The 19,546-nt window shown below is 68.6% G+C and carries 21 protein-coding genes and 2 riboswitches; of the genes, 12 read left to right on the forward strand and 9 right to left on the reverse strand.

Features of this window, described 5'->3' with window-relative positions; all coding sequences use genetic code 11:
* Positions 1-78 precede the first annotated feature (78 nt).
* On the forward strand, positions 79-1,494 hold the full coding sequence (locus tag ACFV15_RS12535) for an MFS transporter (protein WP_378350396.1): 1,416 nt from the start codon (positions 79-81) through the stop codon (positions 1,492-1,494).
* On the opposite strand, the gene ACFV15_RS12540 is transcribed toward ACFV15_RS12535, so the two are convergent.
* A complete protein-coding gene (locus ACFV15_RS12540) occupies positions 1,491-2,438 on the reverse strand; it encodes a threonine/serine dehydratase (RefSeq protein WP_378350321.1) in 948 nt (315 codons plus the stop codon). The genes ACFV15_RS12535 and ACFV15_RS12540 overlap by 4 nt on opposite strands.
* 148 nt (positions 2,439-2,586) lie before the next feature.
* On the opposite strand from ACFV15_RS12540, the gene ACFV15_RS12545 reads away from it, so the two are divergent.
* Positions 2,587-3,228 (forward strand): hypothetical protein, encoded by a 642-nt coding sequence (locus ACFV15_RS12545; protein WP_378350322.1) that lies wholly within the window; start codon positions 2,587-2,589, stop codon positions 3,226-3,228.
* A 527-nt stretch (positions 3,229-3,755) separates the two neighbouring features.
* Here the strand turns inward: ACFV15_RS12545 and thiE are convergent.
* Positions 3,756-4,400 carry a thiamine phosphate synthase gene (gene thiE, locus ACFV15_RS12550; RefSeq protein WP_378350323.1) on the reverse strand — a complete coding sequence of 215 codons (645 nt, stop codon included), beginning with the start codon at positions 4,398-4,400 and terminating at the stop codon, positions 3,756-3,758.
* Between the two features lie 30 nt (positions 4,401-4,430).
* A riboswitch (TPP riboswitch) is annotated at positions 4,431-4,539 on the forward strand.
* Here thiE and thiO point away from each other — a divergent pair.
* From thiO to ACFV15_RS12575, 5 genes are all read left to right on the forward strand, one after another.
* Positions 4,529-5,581, forward strand: a complete 1,053-nt coding sequence (gene thiO, locus ACFV15_RS12555; RefSeq protein WP_378350324.1) for a glycine oxidase ThiO — start codon at positions 4,529-4,531, stop codon at positions 5,579-5,581. (Overlaps the previous riboswitch by 11 nt.)
* Positions 5,581-5,781, forward strand: a complete 201-nt coding sequence (thiS, locus tag ACFV15_RS12560; protein ID WP_378350325.1) for a sulfur carrier protein ThiS — start codon at positions 5,581-5,583, stop codon at positions 5,779-5,781. The genes thiO and thiS overlap by 1 nt, the downstream gene beginning before the upstream one ends.
* Complete coding sequence (locus ACFV15_RS12565) at positions 5,774-6,532, forward strand: thiazole synthase (protein ID WP_378350326.1); 759 nt, start codon at positions 5,774-5,776, stop codon at positions 6,530-6,532. The genes thiS and ACFV15_RS12565 overlap by 8 nt, the downstream gene beginning before the upstream one ends.
* A gap of 103 nt (positions 6,533-6,635) precedes the next feature.
* The gene (locus tag ACFV15_RS12570) at positions 6,636-7,067 is read left to right on the forward strand and encodes a MarR family winged helix-turn-helix transcriptional regulator (RefSeq protein WP_378350327.1); all 432 of its coding nucleotides are present in this window, start codon (positions 6,636-6,638) and stop codon (positions 7,065-7,067) included.
* 33 nt (positions 7,068-7,100) lie between these two features.
* Entirely contained in the window at positions 7,101-7,520 is a 420-nt protein-coding gene (locus ACFV15_RS12575) for a nuclear transport factor 2 family protein (RefSeq protein ID WP_378350328.1), read from the forward strand.
* A gap of 5 nt (positions 7,521-7,525) precedes the next feature.
* Here ACFV15_RS12575 and ACFV15_RS12580 read toward each other — a convergent pair whose 3' ends face one another.
* Both ACFV15_RS12580 and thiD (ACFV15_RS12585) read right to left on the reverse strand, forming a co-directional pair.
* Positions 7,526-8,326, reverse strand: coding sequence for an ion transporter (locus ACFV15_RS12580; RefSeq protein WP_378350329.1), 801 nt, complete (start codon positions 8,324-8,326; stop codon positions 7,526-7,528).
* Positions 8,327-8,340: 14 nt separating this feature from the next.
* On the reverse strand, positions 8,341-9,150 hold the full coding sequence (gene thiD / locus ACFV15_RS12585) for a bifunctional hydroxymethylpyrimidine kinase/phosphomethylpyrimidine kinase (protein WP_378350330.1): 810 nt from the start codon (positions 9,148-9,150) through the stop codon (positions 8,341-8,343).
* A 279-nt stretch (positions 9,151-9,429) separates the two neighbouring features.
* Here thiD (ACFV15_RS12585) and ACFV15_RS12590 point away from each other — a divergent pair, with 279 nt between their 5' ends.
* Positions 9,430-10,440, forward strand: coding sequence for a phosphatidylinositol-specific phospholipase C domain-containing protein (locus tag ACFV15_RS12590; protein ID WP_378350331.1), 1,011 nt, complete (start codon positions 9,430-9,432; stop codon positions 10,438-10,440).
* A gap of 1 nt (position 10,441) precedes the next feature.
* Here the strand turns inward: ACFV15_RS12590 and ACFV15_RS12595 are convergent, their stop codons facing one another.
* Complete coding sequence (locus ACFV15_RS12595) at positions 10,442-11,392, reverse strand: NADP-dependent oxidoreductase (protein WP_378350332.1); 951 nt, start codon at positions 11,390-11,392, stop codon at positions 10,442-10,444.
* 94 nt (positions 11,393-11,486) lie between these two features.
* Here ACFV15_RS12595 and ACFV15_RS12600 point away from each other — a divergent pair, with 94 nt between their 5' ends.
* Positions 11,487-11,876 (forward strand): winged helix-turn-helix transcriptional regulator, encoded by a 390-nt coding sequence (locus tag ACFV15_RS12600; RefSeq protein ID WP_378350333.1) that lies wholly within the window; start codon positions 11,487-11,489, stop codon positions 11,874-11,876.
* A gap of 43 nt (positions 11,877-11,919) precedes the next feature.
* Here the strand turns inward: ACFV15_RS12600 and thiD (ACFV15_RS12605) are convergent, their stop codons facing one another.
* The 3 genes from thiD (ACFV15_RS12605) to ACFV15_RS12615 form a co-directional block, all read right to left on the reverse strand.
* Complete coding sequence (thiD, locus tag ACFV15_RS12605; protein WP_378350334.1) at positions 11,920-12,735, reverse strand: bifunctional hydroxymethylpyrimidine kinase/phosphomethylpyrimidine kinase; 816 nt, start codon at positions 12,733-12,735, stop codon at positions 11,920-11,922.
* A complete protein-coding gene (thiC, locus tag ACFV15_RS12610; protein WP_378350335.1) occupies positions 12,732-14,372 on the reverse strand; it encodes a phosphomethylpyrimidine synthase ThiC in 1,641 nt (546 codons plus the stop codon). The genes thiD (ACFV15_RS12605) and thiC overlap by 4 nt, the downstream gene beginning before the upstream one ends.
* Positions 14,366-14,495: riboswitch (TPP riboswitch) on the reverse strand. Its footprint overlaps the gene before it by 7 nt.
* Positions 14,496-14,549: 54 nt before the next feature.
* Positions 14,550-15,464, reverse strand: coding sequence for a S1C family serine protease (locus tag ACFV15_RS12615; protein WP_378350336.1), 915 nt, complete (start codon positions 15,462-15,464; stop codon positions 14,550-14,552).
* A 176-nt stretch (positions 15,465-15,640) separates the two neighbouring features.
* Here ACFV15_RS12615 and ACFV15_RS12620 point away from each other — a divergent pair, with 176 nt between their 5' ends.
* A complete protein-coding gene (locus tag ACFV15_RS12620) occupies positions 15,641-17,809 on the forward strand; it encodes a glycoside hydrolase family 15 protein (protein WP_378350337.1) in 2,169 nt (722 codons plus the stop codon).
* Here the strand turns inward: ACFV15_RS12620 and ACFV15_RS12625 are convergent.
* Positions 17,806-18,363 (reverse strand): peptide deformylase, encoded by a 558-nt coding sequence (locus ACFV15_RS12625; RefSeq protein WP_378350338.1) that lies wholly within the window; start codon positions 18,361-18,363, stop codon positions 17,806-17,808. The two genes, ACFV15_RS12620 and ACFV15_RS12625, sit on opposite strands and share 4 nt — an antisense overlap.
* Positions 18,364-18,502: 139 nt before the next feature.
* Here ACFV15_RS12625 and ACFV15_RS12630 point away from each other — a divergent pair, with 139 nt between their 5' ends.
* Together ACFV15_RS12630 and ACFV15_RS12635 are read left to right on the forward strand one after the other, a co-directional pair.
* Positions 18,503-18,814: a DUF3263 domain-containing protein gene (locus ACFV15_RS12630; protein ID WP_378350339.1), complete on the forward strand. Its 312-nt coding sequence runs from the start codon at positions 18,503-18,505 to the stop codon at positions 18,812-18,814.
* The gene (locus tag ACFV15_RS12635) at positions 18,811-19,446 is read left to right on the forward strand and encodes a LytR C-terminal domain-containing protein (RefSeq protein WP_378350340.1); all 636 of its coding nucleotides are present in this window, start codon (positions 18,811-18,813) and stop codon (positions 19,444-19,446) included. The genes ACFV15_RS12630 and ACFV15_RS12635 overlap by 4 nt, the downstream gene beginning before the upstream one ends.
* The last annotated feature ends 100 nt before the right edge of the window (positions 19,447-19,546 follow it).

Genomic DNA, 19,546 nt, shown 5'->3' on the forward strand with positions numbered 1-19,546 from the left:
GGACCCGTCACCGCGGGAATCAAGTGGGGTACTCCGGTCGCGCGCGGCGTGCTCGCGACGACCATCCTCGGCTCGGGGATGGCGATGCTGGACGGGACGATCGTCAACGTCGCCCTCCCTCGAATGGGTGAAGAATTACACGCGTCCGTCGCCGATCTGCAATGGATTCTCGACGGTTATCTGCTCGCGCTGGCGGCGTTGATTCTCGTCGCCGGATCACTCGGCGACAGATATGGCCGGCGGCGCATGTTCGTTGTTGGTGTCGTCTGGTTCGGTATCGCGTCGGTGTTGTGCGGTGCTGCGGTTTCCACCGAGATGCTCGTCGCGACGCGGGTGCTGCAAGGCATCGGCGGCGCGTTGCTGACGCCGGGCTCGCTCGCGATCCTGCAATCGTCGTTCGCACGGGAGGACCGGGCGCGCGCGATCGGCGCGTGGTCGGGGCTCGGCGGCATCGCGGCGGCGGTCGGCCCGCTGCTCGGCGGCGCGCTCGTGCAGCTGTGGTCGTGGCGGCTGGCGTTCCTTATCAACCTGCCGCTCGCGATCGTCTGCGTGGTGCTCGCGCGCAAGTACGTCCCGGAGTCCCGTGACGAGCAGAGCGCCGGGCATCCGGACTTCACCGCGGCCGCGCTCGGCGCGGTCGGTCTCGCGGGCCTGACGGGCGCGCTGGTGGAAGCTCCGGCGCGCGGCATCGGCGACGTGGTCGTGCTCATCTCGGCGGTCGCCGGCGTGGCGGGGCTGGGCGCGTTCGTCTGGCTGCAGCACCGCTCGGCCGATCCGCTGGTGCCGCCGCGGCTGTTCCGCGACCGGACGTTCACCCTCGCCAACGTGCTGACGTTCGTCGTCTACGCCGCGCTCGGCGGCGTGTTCATGCTGATGGTCATGCAGTTGCAGGTCTCGCTCGGCTTCTCGCCGACAGAAGCGGGGATCGCCGGGTTGCCGATCACGCTGATCATGCTCGCGCTGTCGGGCCGGTCGGGCGCGCTCGCCGCGCGGATCGGACCTCGGCCGCAGCTCGTCGCCGGCCCGATCCTGGTCGGCGCCGGCATGCTCCTGATGCTGCGGATCACGCCTGGCGCGTCCTACGTGGGCGCGGTGCTGCCCGCGGTGGTGGTGTTCGGGCTCGGACTGGCCGCCGTGGTGGCGCCGGTGACCGCGACCGTGCTCGCCGCCGCGCCGGACCGCTTCGCGGGCGTGGCGTCCGGCGTCAACAACGCGATCGCGCGCACCGGCGGCCTGCTCGCGGTCGCCGTGCTGCCCGCTGTCGCCGGGCTGAGCGGGCAGTCCTATTCGGATCCCGTCGCGCTCACCGCGGGCTGGCAGCGGGCGTTGCTCGTCTGCGCGGTGCTGGCCATCGCGGGCGGGCTGACCGCGCTGGGCATCCACAACGGCGTGCTGTCGGCGCCTCCGGAGCCTGCCGACACGCCTCATCCCGGCGAGTGCCTGCACTGTGGGGTCGACGGTCCGCCGACCCACGTGCGCGCCTCACACGCCTAGCCGAGCAATTCCCCGAGCGCGGCCGGGTCGAGGTTGCCGCCGGAGACGACGGCGACCGTCTTGCCATCGGGGAACTCGTCGGCGTGGAACAGGAACGCGGCCGTCGACACGGCGCCGCTGGGTTCCGCGATCAGGCCCGCCCGCCTGGCCAGCACGCGCACGGCCTCGCGGATCTCGTCCTCGGTGACGGTCAGCATGCCGTCGAGTACCACCTGAAGGTGCGCGAACGTCAGTTCCGACGGCTGCGAGCGCAGGCCGTCGGCGATGGTGCGCACGCGCTTCTCGACCGGCCAGTCGACGCGGTGCCCGGCCTTGAGTCCCTCGGTGGTGTCCGCCGCGAGCTCGGGCTCGACGCCGAAGATCTTCGCGTTCGGGGCGAGCGCCCTGATCGCGGTGCCGATGCCGGAGGCGAGCCCGCCGCCGCTGACCGGGATGAGCACGACCTCGACGTCCGGCAGGTCCTCGGCGATCTCCAAGCCCGCGGTGCCCTGGCCTGCGATGATGTTGCGGTGGTCGAACGGCGGGATCAGCGTCAGCCCGCGCTCCTCGGCGATGGCGTACGCGGCCGACTCGCGCTGGCCGGTCGGCACCTCGACGACCTCGGCGCCGTGCGACAAGGTCGCCTCGACCTTGATCCGCGGCGTCACGTCGGGAACGACGATCACCGCGGGCACCCCGAACTGCTTCGCCGCGAACGCGACCGCTTGCGCGTGGTTACCGCTCGAATACGCGACGACACCTTTTTCGCGGGTTTTCTCGTCGAGCGCGGCGATCGCGTTGTACGCGCCCCTGACCTTGAACGCGCCGATTTGCTGCAGGTTCTCGGGCTTGAGCCACAGCTTGGCAGGGCTGGCCCACAGCTGCGGGAGCAGTGGGGTGCGCAGGGCAACCCCGGCGACCCGCTTGGCCGCGGCGTGGATTTCGTCGATCGTCACCAGGTTCATGCCGCGAGTATGTCAAGGAATCGTCCGATCGTGGTCCATTGTGGACAGTCACTAGTGGCTCTCCTCACCACTGGCCAACCACGGGAGTGACTCGCGCGCCTTAGTCGTTGGGAGAAACGAAGTCTTTTTGAATCGACGGATCAGGATCATGGCAGAGGAGAAAACGGAGAAGCCGGGCACCAAGGTCGTGCAGGTGCTGGCCGCGGCGTTGGCGGCGGTCACCGCGGCATTACTGGGATCCACGCTGGGTGTGGCGGGAACGGTGGCGGGCGCCGCGCTCGCGAGCGTCGTGACGACGGTGGGCGGCGAGATCTACCTGCGGTCGTTGCACCGCACCCGCGACCTGGCCGCCACGAAGTTCAGGCAGACGGACGTTTCGGAGCGGGAGACGGTCGAATTCGCACCCGCGGATTCGGCAGTTTCGGAGAAACCCGCGTGGCGCCGGCGGCTGCCGCTGATCTTGGGCGTGAGCGCGATCGCGTTCGTGGTGGCGCTGGTGGCGATCACCGGGTTCGAGGGCGCGACCGGCAAGACCTTCGGCGGCGGCGACGGCACCACGATCGGCAAGATCGTCGGCGGCGGAGGCGCCAAGCCCGGTGAGGAAAAGCACACCGAGACCCCTGGTTCGACGCCATCGTCCCCGGTCACGACCACGGTGACGGCCCCGCCTTCGACGACCACCCCGCCGCCGACCACGTCCTCGAGCCCGTCGCCGACGACCTCGAGCCCGCCCTCGTCCAGCTCATCGGCGACCACGCCCAGCTCGCCGTCCTCGACGCCGACGCCTTGAGTGCTCGTGAGCGTTGCGGGCGGTTCTATTGCGGGGAAGCCAAATGTGGCGTCCCCCCCCCCGGCAGCTGGGTGAGGGAGAGGTCGTGAGTGTTTTCACCGGTTAGAACCCAATGCCGGGTAGTTAAGGGGCGGGCAGGTTGGTCAAGCCCGCTGCTCGGTGGGTGCCGCACGGTGGTTGAACGTTGCGAACGGGGCGTTCGCAACGCTGAGCGACACATACGCCCCGTTCATTCCGTCCACTCCACCCCACAAAGCAGGCAAATGCGACATTGCGGGGCGAAATTCAGCCGCTTGAGTCCTTTGTGGACGTTAGACGCGAGTCGGTCGGGCCGCCGACGACGGTCCGGCCGACTCGGGTTTCACGTGCTCACGTGCCGATTGACAACGCAGGCCAAGCCTTAATTACCCAGCATTGGGTTAGAACCGGCCGTACCACTCACGACCCCCTGTCCAAGCCGAGTCCAGGAGCACGCCACCTTTGCGCTTCCCCTCGATAACCGCCCGCAACGCTCACGACCCCGCGTGTCACACCAGGTGCGTTTTCAGGGCCCGGGCGGCGAACTCGGGGTCCGAGGCCTCCGTGATCGCCCGGACGACCACCACTCGGGTGGCACCGGCGGCGAGCACCTCGGGCAGCCGGTCGAGGTCGATGCCGCCGATTGCGAACCAGGGGCGTGCAGGTGCTGAAGCGGCCGTGGCACGCACCAGGTCGAGACCGGGCGCGGGACGGCCGGGTTTGGTCGGCGTAGGCCAGCAGGGCCCCGTGCAGAAGTAGTCCGAGCCGTCCTCCGAAGCCGCGGCCGAGGCCTGCGGGACCGAATGCGTCGAGCGGCCGATGACCACGTCGTCGCCCAGGATGCGGCGGGCGGCGGGGACCGGGAGGTCGTCCTGGCCGAGGTGCAGCACGTCGGCGCCCGCGGCCAGTGCGATGTCGGCGCGGTCGTTCACCGAGAGCAGCGCCCCGTGCCGGGCGCAGGCCTCGGCGATGATCTCCAGCGCGGCCAGCTCTTCGCGGGCCTCCAGTGACTTGTCGCGCAGCTGCACGATGTCGACGCCGCCCGCGAGTGCCGCGTCGACGAAGGAGGCGAGGTCGGGGCGCGAGGCAGTGCAGAGGTACAGGCGCGCGTCGTCGAGTCGTTTCCGGATCTGTTCACCGTTGAGCCCAGGCATGGCGGCGACGGTACCCGCGCGCTACGGTGGGGTGGTCCGCACGGGAGCCTCTGAGAGAGGCTGAGAGGGAGTCGAAGAGGCTCCGACCGTGGAACCTGATCCGGATAATGCCGGCGCAGGGAGCGTGCATGAGCAGGTTGAGTGTGGTCGGTGGCGGGGTCATCGGCTTGTCCGTCGCGTGGCGTGCCGCCGCGTCGGGGCGCAAGGTCACCGTTTTCGATCCGAATCCCGGCCGGGGCGCGTCGTGGCTCGCGGGCGGCATGCTCGCGCCCGTCACCGAGGCGTGGCCTGGTGAGGAAGCGGTGCTGCGGATCGGCGAGGAGTCGTTGAGACGTTGGCCAGGCTTCGCCAAGGAACTCGCCGATGAGGGCTTTGATCCAGGGCTGTCCGACGCGGGGACCATGGTCGTCGCGCTCGACAGCGCGGACGCCGGGCATCTCGAAATACTCGCCGAGTACTTGAAGTCGCTCGGGCGCGAAGTCGAGACGGTTACCGGACGCGAAGCGCGCAAGGCCGAGCCTGGATTGTCCGGAGCAGTCCGAACTGGACTGCTCGTGCCCGGCGATTTGGCTGTGGACAACCGAAAGCTGTTGCGGGCGCTGGAAATGGCCGCGCGCAAACGCGGGGTCAAGTTCGTGCGCAAGGAACTCGCCGAGCTGCCGGAAGGCGAGGTCGTCATCGCCGCGGGCGCGTGGAGTTCCCGGCTGCATCCGCTGCTGGACGGGGTACGCCCGCTCAAAGGCGAGATACTCCGCCTGAAACCACGCCGTGGCTGCCTGCCGCCGCCGAAACGCACCGTCCGCGCCGTCGTCGAGGGCAAGCCCATCTACCTTGTCCCGCGCGACGATGGGGAACTCGTGCTCGGCGCGACACAGTACGAGGCGGGCTTCGACACCGCGGTCACCGCGAAGGGTGTCCGCGAGCTGCTCGAAGGCGCCGAGCGCGTCTTTCCGGGCATCGCCGAGTACGAGCTGGCCGAAACCGCCGCCGGGCTGCGGGCGGCCAGTGTGGACACGATGCCGTACATCGGCGAGCTGGCCGACGGCGTCTACGCCGCGACCGGTCATCACCGCAACGGCCTGCTGCTCGCCCCGATCACCGCCGACGCGATCGTCGCGCTGCTCGCGGGCGAGCCGGTGCCGGACGAAGTCATCGCCGCGAATCCCAGGGAGCGAGTCTGATGCAGGTACAGGTCAACGGCAGCTGGCGGGATTTCCCCGACGGCTCCACGGTCGCCCAGCTGCTGGCGGCGCTCGGCACCCCCGAGCGCGGGATCGCCGTCGCGCTCGACGGCGAGGTCGTCCGGCGCGGCGACTGGGAAACGGCCGAGGTGCCCAAGGGTGCCACCCTCGACATCCTCACGGCGGTGCAAGGTGGCTGAAGATCTTCTCGTCATCGGCGAGCACAAGTTCGACTCGCGGCTCATCATCGGCACCGGCGGCGCCGGCAACCTCGCCGTGCTCGAACGCGCGCTCGTCGCGTCCGGCACCGAACTGACCACGGTCGCCATGCGGCGCGCGGACGCCGAGGGCGGCTCCGGTGTGCTGGAACTGTTGCGGCGCTTGGGAATTCAGCTGCTGCCCAACACCGCCGGCTGCCGGACCGCCGCCGAGGCCGTGCTCACCGCGCGGCTGGCGCGTGAGGCGTGCGAGACCGATCTCATCAAGCTGGAAGTGCACGCCGACGACCGGACGTTGCTCCCCGATCCGCTGGAAACCCTTGAGGCCGCCGAACAATTGGCCGCCGACGGGTTCACCGTTTTCGTGTACACCAACGACGACCCGGTGCTCGCGCTGCGGCTCGAAGAGGCGGGCTGTGCCGCCGTGATGCCGCTGGGCGCGCCGATCGGCACCGGGCTCGGCATCCGCAACCCGCACAACATCGAGCTGATCGTCTCCCGTGCGTCCGTTCCGGTGATTCTGGACGCGGGCATCGGCACCGCCTCCGACGCCACACTTGCCATGGAACTTGGTTGTGACGCGGTTTTGTTGTCGACTGCGGTCACCCGGGCGACAGATCCCGAGCGTATGGCCTACGCGATGCGGTCGGCTGTCGTAGCCGGGCGCCTCGCGAGGGGCGCCGGACGCATCCCGCAACGCTTCTGGGCGCACGCTTCGAGCCCGCCACGCTAGGCCAGGACAGCCTTAACGCGGAGTAAGCAGCCTCTGCCCGTATCGTGGACGGCATTTCCGGTACGCGACCGCGACCGGCCTGTTCGGGTAGAAGGAGCCAGCGGTGACCACGTCATCGGCCCAGGATGTTTCGGGCAGATTGTTCCTCGCGGTGGGCAGGTTGTCCCGGTCGCTACGGCAGGCCGGCGCACCCGGCCCTGGGCACGGCGCCATCTCGGCGCTCGCCACGCTGGTCAACTCGGGGCAGCTGCGCCTCGGTGACCTGGCGGCCAAGGAGGGTGTCGCCGCGGCGACCATGTCGCGCATAGTGGCCGCGTTGGTGGAGGCGGGCTACGTCAGCCGCGAGCCCGACCCGATCGACAGGCGCGCCTGGCTCGCGACGGCGACCGAAGAGGGCGCGAACCTCGTCAGCGGCGTCCAGTCGACGCGTGTGCAGGAGCTCAACCGCCGCATCGAGCGGCTCAGCCCTGAGCACCGTGACGCGCTGCAGACCGCCTTGCCCGCGTTGGAAGCGCTGCTCACCGACGATATTTGACCTCAAGCAAGGTCGAGGTTCGATGCTGGAGGCATGAGAATCGAAGACCGCATCGAGATCACCGAGATGATCGACCGTTTCTTCCTCGCGCTGGACGACGGAACGGTCGGTGAGGACTGGGTGCGCTCGCAGTACACCGAAGACGTGCGCAGCGAGGCCCCGGTCTACACCGCCGTCGGCCACGACGAGGTGCTCGCGAACACGCGCGAGGCGATCGGGCGGTTCGAGCGGACGCAGCATGTCGGGTCCAACTACGTCATCGACTTCGACGGCGACGACAAGGCCCGCGTGCGCGGCAACGCGATCATGACCCACATTCACAAGGACCGGCCGGAGGCCTTCACCGTCGGCGGCGTCTTCGACAACGACCTCGTCCGCACGCCGGAAGGCTGGCGCGTCAGCAAGACGGCCATGCGCGTCATCTGGACGAGCGGCGAGCCCCCGCGGTTTTGAGCGCGTCAGGCGGTCTGGCGCATGGCGGCGATCTCGGCGCGCAAGGCGCGTAGCTCGGCGAGGATCTCCGCGTTGGCGGCGGCCAGCATTTCCGACTGCTTGGCCTCCTCCTCGCGGATGTCCTGCCGCAGCTCGTCCTCCATCCCGCTGACGACCACGGCGATGAACAGGTTCAGCACCGCGAAGCTCGACACCAGGATGTAGATCACGAAGAACAGCCACGCCATCGGCGCCTGCACCATGATCTCTTTCGCGATGTCCGGCCACGCCTCGCCGGTCATCACCTGGAACAGCGTGAACAGCGAAGTGCCCAGGTCGCCGAAGTTCTCCGGCGAGATCACGCCGAACAGCTTGGTCGCCATCACGCCGGCGACGAAGATGATCAAGCCCAGCAATGCCGCGATCGAGGCCATGCCAGGGATCGCCGTCAGCAGGCCGGAAACGACCTTGCGCATCGACGGGACGACCGAAATCAGCCGCAGCACCCGCAGCACGCGCAACGCACGCAGCACCGCGAACGGCCCGGTCGCCGGAATCACCGCGATCCCGATGATGATCAGGTCGAACACGTTCCACGAGTCGCTGAAGAACCGCGCGCGATAGGCGTAGAACTTCGCGAGCAGCTCGGCCACGAAGATGCCGAGCGCGATGTGGTCCAGCGCGTGCAGCGCCGGACCGTACGCGGCCAGCAGGTCGGTCGAGGTCTCCATCGCCAGCGTGATGGCGTTGAAGATGATCACGGAGATGATGAAGTTCTGGAATCGGCGGTCTTCGACGAACTTCGCTACCTGTACTGGCTTGAACACGCCGTGCATCGTAACTATTCGGGCGCGAGCCGCCAGAACGCGGAGACCGGACCGACCTTTTCGCCCATGGGGTAGGCGTTTTCGACGGCTTTGCTCACGAACGCCTTGGCGAAGCGCGCCGCCTCGACGATCGGCATCCCGCGAGCCAGCCCGGCGGTCAGCGCGGACGCCATGGTGTCGCCGGCGCCATGCGTGTGCGGAGTGTCGAACCGCGGGCCTTCGAGTTCGACGAACGTGGAACCGTCGAAGAAGAGGTCCATGCACTCCGGATCCCCCTTCAAGTGCCCGCCCTTGACCAGCACGTACCGCGGCCCCAAACGTTGCAGCACGAACGCGGCCTGATGCATCTGGTCGCGGGTGGTGACGTCCATGCCGGTCAGCAGCCGCACCTCGTCGAGGTTCGGTGTGAGCACGGTCGCGCGCGGCAGCAGCTCGTCGCGCAGCGCGGCGAGACCGTCGGCGTCGAACAGCGGCGTGCCGTGCATCGACGCGGCGACCGGGTCGACGACGAACGGGGTCTTGAAGTCGCGGCCGATCTTCGCCTTGTCGCAGGCTTCGGCGACGGCGCGGATGATCTCCGCCGACGCGAGCATGCCGGTCTTGGCCGCGTTGACGCCCATGTCGGCGGCCACCGCCTCGATCTGCCCGGCCACGATGTGCGGCGGCAGGTCGGCGCGGTCGTGCACGCCGAGCGTGTTCTGCACGGTCACCGCGGTGACGGCGACGAGACCGTGAACCCCGCAGGTCAGGAAGGTGCGCAGGTCCGCCTGCAAGCCCGCCGCTCCGCCCGAGTCCGAGCCTGCGATGGTGAGCGCGGTCTTCATGGGTCTCCCGACTTCTGGTAGGGGGTGTTTCTCGGATGGGGTGCGATGAGAGTCGTGATCCAGGTGGTTCCTGGCGGTGCCGTGGGATCACTCTCGTACCGGGTTGTACTCGGGTGATCCCACGGTGCCGCCAGGGGCCGCCTGGGCGCGGCTATCGCGCGTCCCATCCGAGAAACACCCCCTGTAGTCCATCCGGCCATTTCCCCTTCACGTGGCCGCCACCATGTTGGCACAGTGTGAGAACGCGAATCTTCTTCAAGGCTCGGTGAAGGGATCAGGATGCGATTCTCCTCGGCAGCGCTGGCGGTGGGAGTGCTTCTCGCCGGATTGACGGGTACGGCACACGCCGACCCCGCGAAACTCTCGGGAAGCACCACGGTCGGGGTGCACAACACCTACGACACGGCCGCCTACGACTACCTCGCCCGCTCACTCGACAACGGCACGTCGATGATCGAGCTGGATGTCTGGCCGAACATCGTCACCAAGGAGTGGAAGGTCAGTCATTCCAACCCGCTGGGCAACGGCAACAACTGCGTCGCCGCGACCTCGGCGTCGCAGCTCTACACCGGCGGCAAGAACAAGAACCTCGAGTACTGCCTCGACGACATCCGGATCTGGCTCGACGCCCACCCCGGCAAGGGACCGATCCTGCTCAAGCTGGAGATGAAGACCGGCTTCTCGGACAACGGCGGCCGCGGTCCCGACGAGCTCGACGCGGCCATCCGCGGTCACCTCGGTGGGCACGTCTTCCGCCCGGCCGACCTGCTCGGCGGCTACTCAACGCTCGACGAGGCGGCGAAGGCGGACAACTGGCCGTCCCGGACTTCCTTGCAGGGCAAGGTGTTCATCGAGATAATCCCCGGCACGGTCGAAGAGGGGAACCCGACGGACACGCTGAAGACCGACGTCGAATACGCGCGCTACCTGGTCGGGCTCAAGAACGCGGGCAGGCTCGGCGACGCGCAGGTGTTCCCGACCGTGCACGGCGCCGTCGGCGGCGACCCACGCGACAAGTACGAGGCGGCGCTCAAGCCCTGGTTCGTCTTCTTCGACGGCGACGCGAACGCGTGGCTCGGCAACACCGGTCCGTGGTGGTACGACGCCAATCACTACTTCGTGGTGATGACCGACGCGCACAACGTCGCGCCTGCCATCGACTCACGCAACCCGGCACCGGAGCAGGCCACCCAGCGCCTCAACGACCTCGCCAAGGCGCATGCCTCGGTGATCACGTCGGACTGGGTGGGCCTGACCACGGTGCTTCCGCTGGTGGTTCCGCGCGGTTAAATCAGCGACGCGCAGCGTCTCCGTTGAGGGTGGCGGTGGGAGACGGGTGGGCGACGGTCAGCACGAGCTTGCCGGTCACCCGGCCGCCTTCACCGAGTTCGTGCGCCTTGCCCGCTTCTTCGAGCGGGAACGCCTGCTCGACGTGCACCTTGAGCTGTCCCTTTTCGACGAGCCCGACCAGGCCGGCCAGGCCGATCTGGTCGGGCTCGACCAGCACCTGGCGGTGGCGCACGCCGGGCGCGTCGAGCTCACTGGCGGCCACGGTGACCACGATCCCGCCGCCGCGCACGGCGGGCAGCCAGCGAAGTGTGCTTTCCCCGCCGACCGTCGCGGCCAGTACGTCGAGGTCGCTGACGGTGGCGTCCGGGTCCCGGTAGTCGACCGGCTCGTCGACGCCGATCGAGCGCAGGAACTCGTGCTTCGGCGCGCTGGCCGTGCCGAGGACGTACGCGCCGCGCGCCTTCGCGATCTGCACGGCCAGGTGGCCGACGCCGCCCGCCGCACCGTCGACGAGAACGCGTTGTCCCGGCTGGACGTCCGCGACGTCGACCAGCGCCTGCCACGCGGTCAGCCCGGCGAGCGGAAGCGCCGCGGCTTCGACATGGGAGAGGCGCTTCGGCTTGCGGACGAAGTGCCGCGATGGGGCGACCACGTAGTCCGCGTACGCCGCGGCCTGCTTGGGGAACAACGGCATACCGAGCACCTCGTCGCCGACGTCGACCCCGGTCGCGCCGAAACCGAGTTCCTCGACGACGCCCGAGACGTCCCAGCCCAGCGTGTAGGGCGGCCGGCCCATGAAGACCTCGTGCGCCCGCGTCTTCCAGTCGACCGGGTTGATGCCGGCGGCGTGCACCCGCACGAGCACCTCGGTCGGGCCAGGGGTCGGCCGGTCCGTTTCGATCACACGCAGCACTTCGGGTCCGCCGAACTCCTGCTGGGTCACCACTCGCATCGGTCTGCTCCTGTTCGTTCTCGCTGGCATGACCTATGCTCGGGCAGGTAGGCACTTTTCGCTAGAAGGCACTTATTCGTAAAGTAGGTACCTAATGGAAACTACCTCTGAACAGTACTGGGACGTCTACCTGAAGAACTGCCCGTGCCGTGACGTGCTCGACCTGCTGGCGAACAAGTGGACGGCGCTGATGCTCGGCGCGCTCCGGCGGCAGCCGCACCGCTTCGGCGAGCTGCGCCGTGCGGTCGAGGGCATCAGCCAGAAGATGCTCACCCAGAACCTGCGCGCGCTCGAGCGCGACGGCTTGATCACGCGCACCGTCTACCCGACGACGCCGCCCACGGTCGAGTACGCGCTGACCGACCTCGGCACGGACGTCTCGCAGCATCTCATCGCGCTGAGCACCTGGTCGCAGGCCAACTTCAACCGCATCAGCGCCGCCCGCGAGAGCTTCGACGCCCGCGTCATGGAACCCGTCAGCTGAAGGCCTCGTGAGCGTTTTCGCCGGTTAGAACCGGCCGTACCACTCACGAGTCCTTGAGCCGCCAAAACGGCGAGACCGGCCCCACGCCTTTGCCCAGCGCGTAAGACTCGGCCACGCAACGCTCGATGAACCGCTTGCCCTCGGTCACGGCCGTCGGCACGTCCGCGCCCTTGGCCAGCGACGCCGTGATGGCCGACGCGAGCGTGTCGCCGCCGCCGTGCGTGTTCTCGGTGTCGAAGCGCGGGCCGCTCAACTCGACGAACTCGCGGCCGTCCGAAAGCAGGTCGACGCAATCACCGGCGTCCTGCATGTGCCCGCCCTTGACCAGCACCCACGCCGAACCGAACTCCAGCAACGCTTCCGCCGCCGTCCGCTGCGAAGCCGAGTCCGTCACGGAAACCCCAGTGAGCAGCCGGACCTCGTCGAGATTCGGCGTCACCAAAGTCGCGCGTGGGAACAGCTCGGTCCGGATCGCTTCCAAAGCCTCTTCGCGCAACAGCGCGTGCCCGGTCATCGAAGCCGCGACCGGGTCGACCACGAACGGCACGTCCGTGCGCTGTCCGATGTGGACCTCGTCGAGCGTTTTGGCGACCGCGCGGATGATCTCGGCCGTCGCCAGCATGCCGGTCTTGGCGGCGTTGACACCCATATCAGTCGCCACCGCTTTGATCTGCGCGCTGACGATGTCGGCCGGGATCTCCGTGAAACCCTGTACGCCCAACGAGTTCTGCACGGTGACGGCCGTCAGCGACACCAGCCCGTGCACGCCGCACGCGAAGAACGTGCGCAGGTCCGCCTGGATGCCCGCACCACCGCCGGAGTCGGATCCGGCGATGGTGAGGGCGGTCCTAGGGATCATTGTCCCACTACAGGCAGGTAGACCTTGTTGCCGCGCTCGCCGAACTCCTCCGACTTCTCGGCCATGCCTGCTTCGATCGCTTCCACTGTGGACAGTCCGTGTTCCTCGGCGTACTTGCGGACGTCCTGGGTGATGCGCATCGAGCAGAACTTCGGCCCGCACATCGAGCAGAAGTGCGCGGTCTTCGCCGCTTCGACCGGCAGCGTCTCGTCGTGGAACGAGCGCGCGGTGTCCGGGTCGAGCGAGAGGTTGAACTGGTCGTGCCAGCGGAATTCGAAGCGGGCCTTGGAAAGCTCGTCGTCCCACTCCTGCGCGTGCGGGTGCCCCTTGGCGAGGTCGGCCGCGTGCGCCGCGATCTTGTAGGTGATCACGCCGGTCTTCACGTCGTCGCGGTTCGGCAGGCCGAGGTGCTCCTTCGGCGTGACGTAGCACAGCATCGCCGTGCCGTACCAGCCGATCTGGGCCGCGCCGATGGCCGAGGTGATGTGGTCGTAGCCGGGCGCGATGTCCGTCGCGAGCGGGCCGAGGGTGTAGAACGGCGCCTCGCCGGTGAGCTTCTCCTCGAGCTCCACGTTCTCCTTGATCTTGTGCATCGGCACGTGGCCGGGGCCCTCGATCATCACCTGCACGTCGTGCTCACGCGCGATGTGCGTCAGCTCGCCGAGCGTCTCCAGCTCCGCGAACTGCGCGCGGTCGTTGGCGTCCGCGATCGAGCCGGGGCGCAGCCCGTCGCCGAGCGAGAACGTGACGTCGTACTCGCGCAGGATCTCGCACAGCTCGACGAAATTGGTGTACAGGAAGGATTCCTTGTGGTGCGCGAGGCACCACGCCGCCATGATCGAGCCGCCGCGCGAGACGATGCCGGTGACGCGCTTGGCGGTCAGCGGGATGTAGCGCAGCAGCACGCCGGCGTGCACGGTGACGTAGTCGACGCCCTGCTCGCACTGCTCGATGATGGTGTCGCGGTAGATCTCCCAGGTCAGCTTTTCCGGCTCACCGTCGACCTTTTCCAGCGCCTGGTAGATCGGCACGGTGCCGACCGGGACCGGCGAGTTGCGGATGATCCACTCGCGGGTCTCGTGGATCCGCTTGCCGGTGGACAGGTCCATGATGGTGTCGGCGCCCCAGCGGGTGGCCCACACCATCTTGTCGACCTCTTCCTCCACAGAGGACCAGACGGCCGAGTTGCCCATGTTGGCGTTGATCTTCACCAGGAAGTTCTTGCCGATGATCATCGGCTCGGTCTCCGGGTGGCACCGGTTCGCCGGGATCACCGCCCGCCCGCGCGCGACCTCGTCGCGCACGAACTCGGGAGAGCAGCGCTCACGCGCGGCGATGTACTCCATCTCGCGGGTGATCACGCCCGCTTTCGCCCAGCCCAGCTGGGTTTTGTGCTCCCGGCCGTCCGCCCAGCCTGCCCGCAGCCTGTGAAGTCCATTGTGGACATCGATGGTCACGTCGTCGTCGGTGTACGGGCCGGAGGTGTCGTAGACGTCGAAATGGTCACCGTTGGTCAGCTCGATCCGCCTCGCCGGAACCCGCAGGCCCGATTCGGTCGGGTGATAAACCTTGTGCGAGCCCGAGATCGGCCCGGTGGTCACGGTCGGCTGCACGGCGGCATCATCTAGCGTCGTCAAGACGTTCACTCCCTACGCCGGCATTACCCGGTCAGGTTCATGCGGTCGGCGGCGCCGGGTCTTGTCGAAAGACACCAGCCGCCCTCTCAGCCCGCCATGGCGCGAGCTCCCGCGGTGTTTGGTTGTACCCCGACCATGCCATGGCCGCCCCGACTACTCAACCCCGGCCGGTGTTCGTCACCCGACAAGCTCGGTCGGCTTGGCGTAGACGTCGACCATCGCGCCGTTGCGCAGCACCGTGATCGGCAGCGAAGTCCCGATCATTTCAGCGAAAAGCCGCCGCTGGATTCCTTGCGCGTCGGACACCCGCTCGCGGTCGACGGTGAGCACGAGGTCACCCGATCGCAGCCCCGCCCGGTGAGCGGGACCGTCCGGCACGACCTCGCGCACCCGCAGCCCCGCGCGCTGGCCGGTCCGCTCGGCGATGTCGTCCGGCAGCGGCGCAGGCACGCCGACGAGGCCGAGGTACGCGCGGCGGACCCGGCCTTCGACGAGCAGCGTGTCGATGATCCGCCGGGTGGTCGCGTTGATCGGCACCGCGAGCCCGAGTCCGATCCCTGCGACCGCGGTGTTGACGCCGACCACTCGTCCGGCCGAGTCGGCGAGCGCGCCGCCCGAGTTGCCGGGATTGAGCGCCGCGTCGGTCTGGATGACGTCTTCGATGACGCGAGCGGTCCGTCCTTGACGCACTGGCAACGCCCGGCCGAGCGCGCTCACCACGCCGGCGGTCACCGAACCGGTGAAACCCAGCGGGCTGCCGACGGCGATGACGAGCTGCCCGACGACGAGCTTGTCCGCGTCGCCGAGCCGTGCCGCCGACGGCGTCTCGCCGCGGGCACGCAGCACGGCCAGATCGGACAGCGGATCGGCGCCGACGACATCGAACTCGGCCTCCGCGCCGTCCGAGAACGTCGCGAGCCCACGCCGGTGCCCGCCGACGACATGCGCGTTGGTCAGCAGGTGACCGTCCTCGGTGAACACCACGGCCGAGCCGCTGCCGCGCGCGAGCTCGACGCCGGCGACATGCGGGGTGACGATCTTGGCGACCGTGCTCACGGCGACCGAGTAGGCGTCCATCGCTTCGGAGTCCATCACACACCTCGATTACACCGTTGCAGCTGATACAAGTGTGCGCCTCCGTGAAAGATCAACGGGGTGTGTTCGCTCTAGGTGAACCCGCCATTCGGCCCTGTCTCGCGGGTGCGATCTACGGCAAACTCATTCGCCGCTTCTGTAACGGTGCAGAAGCGATCTTTTGTGGGGTTGATATGCGCAAATTCCTGTACCCGGCGCTGGCCGGCCTGCTGGTCACCGGGCTGATCCCGGCGTCGGCTGCCGCCACGCCGAGCGCGGACGCGCCGGGCGCACCCGGCACGCATCCGAGCTGGCTCCCGGCCAACAAGACCGGTTTCGGCACGGCCCGCTCGCAGGCAGGCAACGTCTGGTTCACGCTCCAAGCGGGCCAGCTTTCCGAGGTCTACTACCCGGACCTGTCCACGCCGACCATCCGCTCGCTCAACTTCGTAGTCAGCGACGGCCGCACCGCCTCGGTCGACTCGGACGCCAAGTCCCAGCAGGTCCGCCGGACCGAGGGGCTGACTTACGAGCAGACCATCACCGACGACCAGCACCGCTGGAAGCTCAAGAAGACCTACGTGACCGACCCGGCGCGCGCGACGGTGCTCGTCAGCACCGACTTCCAGTCGCTGACCGGCAAGCCGTTCCAGCTCTACGCGGTCATGGACCCGGACCTGACCAACGACGGCTCTGACGACTCTGCGACGGTCACTGGCGACGCGGTCGTCGCCAGTGACGCGAAGACGGGCGCCGCGCTGGCCGCCAAGCCCGCCTTCACGCACAAGAGCGTCGGCTACGCGGGCAGCTCCGACGGCAGGACGCAGCTGACCAAGACGGGCAAGCTCGTCGACTACGCGAGCGCGGCCAAGGGCAACGTCGTCGTCACCGGTCAGACCACTGTGGACGGTCTGCGCTCGAAGCACGTCGACCTCGCCATCGGACTCGGCGCGAACCCGGCCGCGGCACTGGACACGGCGCGCTTGTCGCAGCGCGCGCCGTTCGAGGCCGTCGCCCGGTCGAACGAATGGGGCTGGCGTGGGTACCTGCGCGGCGTGAAGGGCGCGCCCGATTCGCTGAAGACCAAGCAGGAGCGCGATCTTTACGAGGCGTCCGTGCTGATGCTCGCCGCCAGCGAGGACAAGCTGCACCCAGGCGCGTTCATCGCGTCACCGAGCATGCCTTGGCGGTTCGGCAACAACGACCCGGAATGGTCGCCGTCCGGCACATATCACCTGGTGTGGCCGCGCGACCTGTACCAAATCGCCACCGGCATGCTCGCCGCGGGCGACCGGCGTGCCGCCGAGCGCGCGGTGGACTACATGTTCGGCACGCAGCAGCGGCCCGACGGGCATCTGCCGCAGAACTCGCACGTCAACGGCACCCCGTACTGGACGTCCATCCAGCTCGACGAGACCGCGTTCCCGATCGTGCTCGCGCAGCAGCTCGGCAGGAAGGACGCGAAGACCTGGGCCGGTGTGCGCAAGGCGGCCGACTTCATCCTCGGCTACAAGGGTGAAAAGGGGCAGCCGTCGCCGTACTCGCAGCAGGAGCGCTGGGAAGAGCAGGACGGCTGGTCGCCTTCGACCATCGCGTCGGTGATCGCCGGGCTCGTGTGCGCGGCCGACATCGCGAAGGCCAACGGCGCCTCCGCCGACGCGGCGCGCTACCTGGCGGCGGCGGGCAAGTTCAAGGCCGATCTGGCGAAGCAGACGATCACCACGAACGGGCCGCTGTCGAAGGACCCGTACTTCGTCCGGCTGACCAAGGACGGCGACGCCAACAACGGCACCAAGTACAACCTGGGCAACTCGAGCCTCACGAAGGACCAGCGTGAGGTCACCGACGCCGGGTTCCTCGACCTGGTGCGGCTCGGCATCTACCGCGCCGACGACCCGGTCATCGTCAACAGCATCAAGGTGACCGACAAGGACATCGCGTTCACGACGCCGACCGGGCAGTTCTGGCACCGGTATTCGCTCGACGGCTACGGCGAGCAGGCCGACGGCAAGCCGTGGGACTACACGTACCCGGCTGAAAGCCGGACGACGTTCGGGCGGCTGTGGCCACTGCTCGCGGGTGAGCGTGGCGAGTACGACCTGGCCAACGGCGACCGGGCGACGGCAGCCAAACGTTTGCGCGACCTCGGCCGGGTGAGCGGTTCGGGCGACACCATGCCCGAGCAGGTCTGGGACCAGAACGCGCCGTCGGGCCAGACCGGGTTCCCGCCGGGCACGCCGACCGCGTCGGCGACCCCGCTGGCCTGGACGCACGCGCAGTACCTCCGCCTCGCTTGGGCGGTGGAGGCAGGCTCGGTCATCGAGCAGCCGCGCGTGGTGCGCTGCCACTTCCTGGGCTGCTAAGGCTCGCGCGGCGGCAGCCACGACAGGCCGGGCACGCCCCACTTGTTGGACTTGATCATGCGCTTGGCCTCGCGGGCGTGGCGGCCGACCAGGCGGTCCAGGTAGATGTACCCGTCCAGGTGATCGGTCTCGTGCTGCAGGCAGCGCGCGAAGAACCCGGTGCCCTCGACCTCGATCTGGTTGCCCTCGATGTCCTGGCCGGTCACCTTCGCCCAGGTCGCGCGGCCCGTCGGGAACGACTCGCCGGGCGCGGACAGGCAGCCCTCCCAGTCGTTGTCGGGGTCGGGCATGGTCTCGGGGATCTCCGAGGTCTCCAGCTTCGGGTTCACCACGACGCCCTTGTACCGCGTGCCCTCGTCATCGGGGCAGTCGTACACGAACACGCGCAGGTCTAGGCCGATCTGATTGGCCGCGAGCCCGACGCCTTCGGCGGCGTACATCGTCTCGAACATGTCTTCGGTGAGCGTGCGCAGCGCGTCGTCGAACTCGGTGATCTCCCGAGTCGGGGTGTGCAGCACGGGGTCGCCGGCGATTCGGATGGCATGGACGGTCACGGCGGCAATTTTGTCAGACCGTCGTGATAGACCATGACGCGCCGGGGTTGATCCCCACGTCGGACCCTGGATCCGTGGTTCAATGGCGCCCGCGGAATGACAATCGTGGGATTCGCCGGACCTGATTGCGAGGAGTCAGATGGACGCCGCGGAGTCGCTCGCCGATTCGAACGGCGAGGGCCAGGCCGAGCCCATCGAGGGTCTGTCACCGCGCGAGGTCGAGGTACTCGCCTTCGAACGCCAGTGGTTCAGGTACGCGGGCGCGAAGGAGCAGGCGATCCGGGAGAAGTTCGGGCTGTCGCCGACGCGGTACTACCAGGTCTTGAACCAGCTGCTCGAAAAGCAGGAAGCACTGCAGGCGGACCCGATGCTGGTCAAACGCCTGCGCAAGATGCGTGCCGCGCGTCAGCGCACCAGGTCGGCACGGCGACTGGGGATTGAACTGCCATGAGTGTGTTCTCCGGGCTCTCCCGGCCGTTGAAGGCGGCCGGGCTGGCGCTGATCGGCCTCGCGGTGATCGCGGGTGTGATCGGCGGCGTGACCGCGCTGACCGGCGGTGAATCGAACGACACGGCCCAGCCGTCGCAGTCCTCGAACCCACCGCCGCCCGCGTCCAGCTCACCCGCGCCTTCTTCGCAGGCACCGGCCTCGCCGGCGCCGCCTTCGTCGTCGGCCTCGCCGTCACCCTCCTCGAGCGCGCCGGCGCCGACGACCACCGCGCCCGGTGGCGCCCAGCCGACCCCCGGTGCGCCCGGTGGCCAGCCAGGCGGCCCGCAGCAGGTCGCGAAGTGGGTGACCGTGCGCGTCTACAACAACAGCACGATCCACGGCCTGGCCGCCCGCGCCGCCGAGGACTTCAAGGCAGCGGGCTGGAACGTCGCCGAGGTCAGCAACTACTCGTCCGGCATCATCCCGGCGACCACGGCGTACTACCGCCCCGGCACCGACGAGGAGACCGCGGCGAAGGCGCTCGCGGCCGAGTTCGGCATGCGCGCCGAGGCACGCTTCGAGGGCATCCAGCAGTCCTCGCCCGGCGTCATCGTGATCGTCACGAACAACTACCAGACCGCCAAAGGCAAGTGAGTCGTGAGTGTTCCCGACGGGGGTGTACATGGGGGGACAAGAACACCCCCCCACCACGGGCCGGTGGTTGGGGGGGGGGCCAACGACCGCCGCAGGGGCG

The sequence above is a fragment of the Amycolatopsis sp. NPDC059657 genome (genome assembly GCF_042734395.1).
Lineage (GTDB): Bacteria > Actinomycetota > Actinomycetes > Mycobacteriales > Pseudonocardiaceae > Amycolatopsis.

Excerpts from the sequence above, each read along its gene's own strand:
- ACFV15_RS12535 (WP_378350396.1), top strand. The coding sequence starts at position 79 with ATGGCGATGCTGGACGGGACGATCGTCAACGTCGCCCTCCCTCGAATG.
- ACFV15_RS12620 (WP_378350337.1), top strand. The coding sequence starts at position 15,641 with ATGCGCAAATTCCTGTACCCGGCGCTGGCCGGCCTGCTGGTCACCGGG.
- ACFV15_RS12595 (WP_378350332.1), bottom strand. The coding sequence starts at position 11,392 with ATGCGAGTGGTGACCCAGCAGGAGTTCGGCGGACCCGAAGTGCTGCGT.
- thiS (WP_378350325.1), top strand. The coding sequence starts at position 5,581 with ATGCAGGTACAGGTCAACGGCAGCTGGCGGGATTTCCCCGACGGCTCC.
- ACFV15_RS12590 (WP_378350331.1), top strand. The coding sequence starts at position 9,430 with ATGCGATTCTCCTCGGCAGCGCTGGCGGTGGGAGTGCTTCTCGCCGGA.
- ACFV15_RS12545 (WP_378350322.1), top strand. The coding sequence starts at position 2,587 with ATGGCAGAGGAGAAAACGGAGAAGCCGGGCACCAAGGTCGTGCAGGTG.
- ACFV15_RS12600 (WP_378350333.1), top strand. The coding sequence starts at position 11,487 with ATGGAAACTACCTCTGAACAGTACTGGGACGTCTACCTGAAGAACTGC.
- thiE (WP_378350323.1), bottom strand. The coding sequence starts at position 4,400 with ATGCCTGGGCTCAACGGTGAACAGATCCGGAAACGACTCGACGACGCG.
- thiD (WP_378350330.1), bottom strand. The coding sequence starts at position 9,150 with ATGAAGACCGCGCTCACCATCGCAGGCTCGGACTCGGGCGGAGCGGCG.
- thiD (WP_378350334.1), bottom strand. The coding sequence starts at position 12,735 with ATGATCCCTAGGACCGCCCTCACCATCGCCGGATCCGACTCCGGCGGT.
- ACFV15_RS12540 (WP_378350321.1), bottom strand. The coding sequence starts at position 2,438 with ATGAACCTGGTGACGATCGACGAAATCCACGCCGCGGCCAAGCGGGTC.
- ACFV15_RS12630 (WP_378350339.1), top strand. The coding sequence starts at position 18,503 with ATGGACGCCGCGGAGTCGCTCGCCGATTCGAACGGCGAGGGCCAGGCC.
- ACFV15_RS12635 (WP_378350340.1), top strand. The coding sequence starts at position 18,811 with ATGAGTGTGTTCTCCGGGCTCTCCCGGCCGTTGAAGGCGGCCGGGCTG.
- thiO (WP_378350324.1), top strand. The coding sequence starts at position 4,529 with ATGAGCAGGTTGAGTGTGGTCGGTGGCGGGGTCATCGGCTTGTCCGTC.
- ACFV15_RS12575 (WP_378350328.1), top strand. The coding sequence starts at position 7,101 with ATGAGAATCGAAGACCGCATCGAGATCACCGAGATGATCGACCGTTTC.
- ACFV15_RS12615 (WP_378350336.1), bottom strand. The coding sequence starts at position 15,464 with ATGGACTCCGAAGCGATGGACGCCTACTCGGTCGCCGTGAGCACGGTC.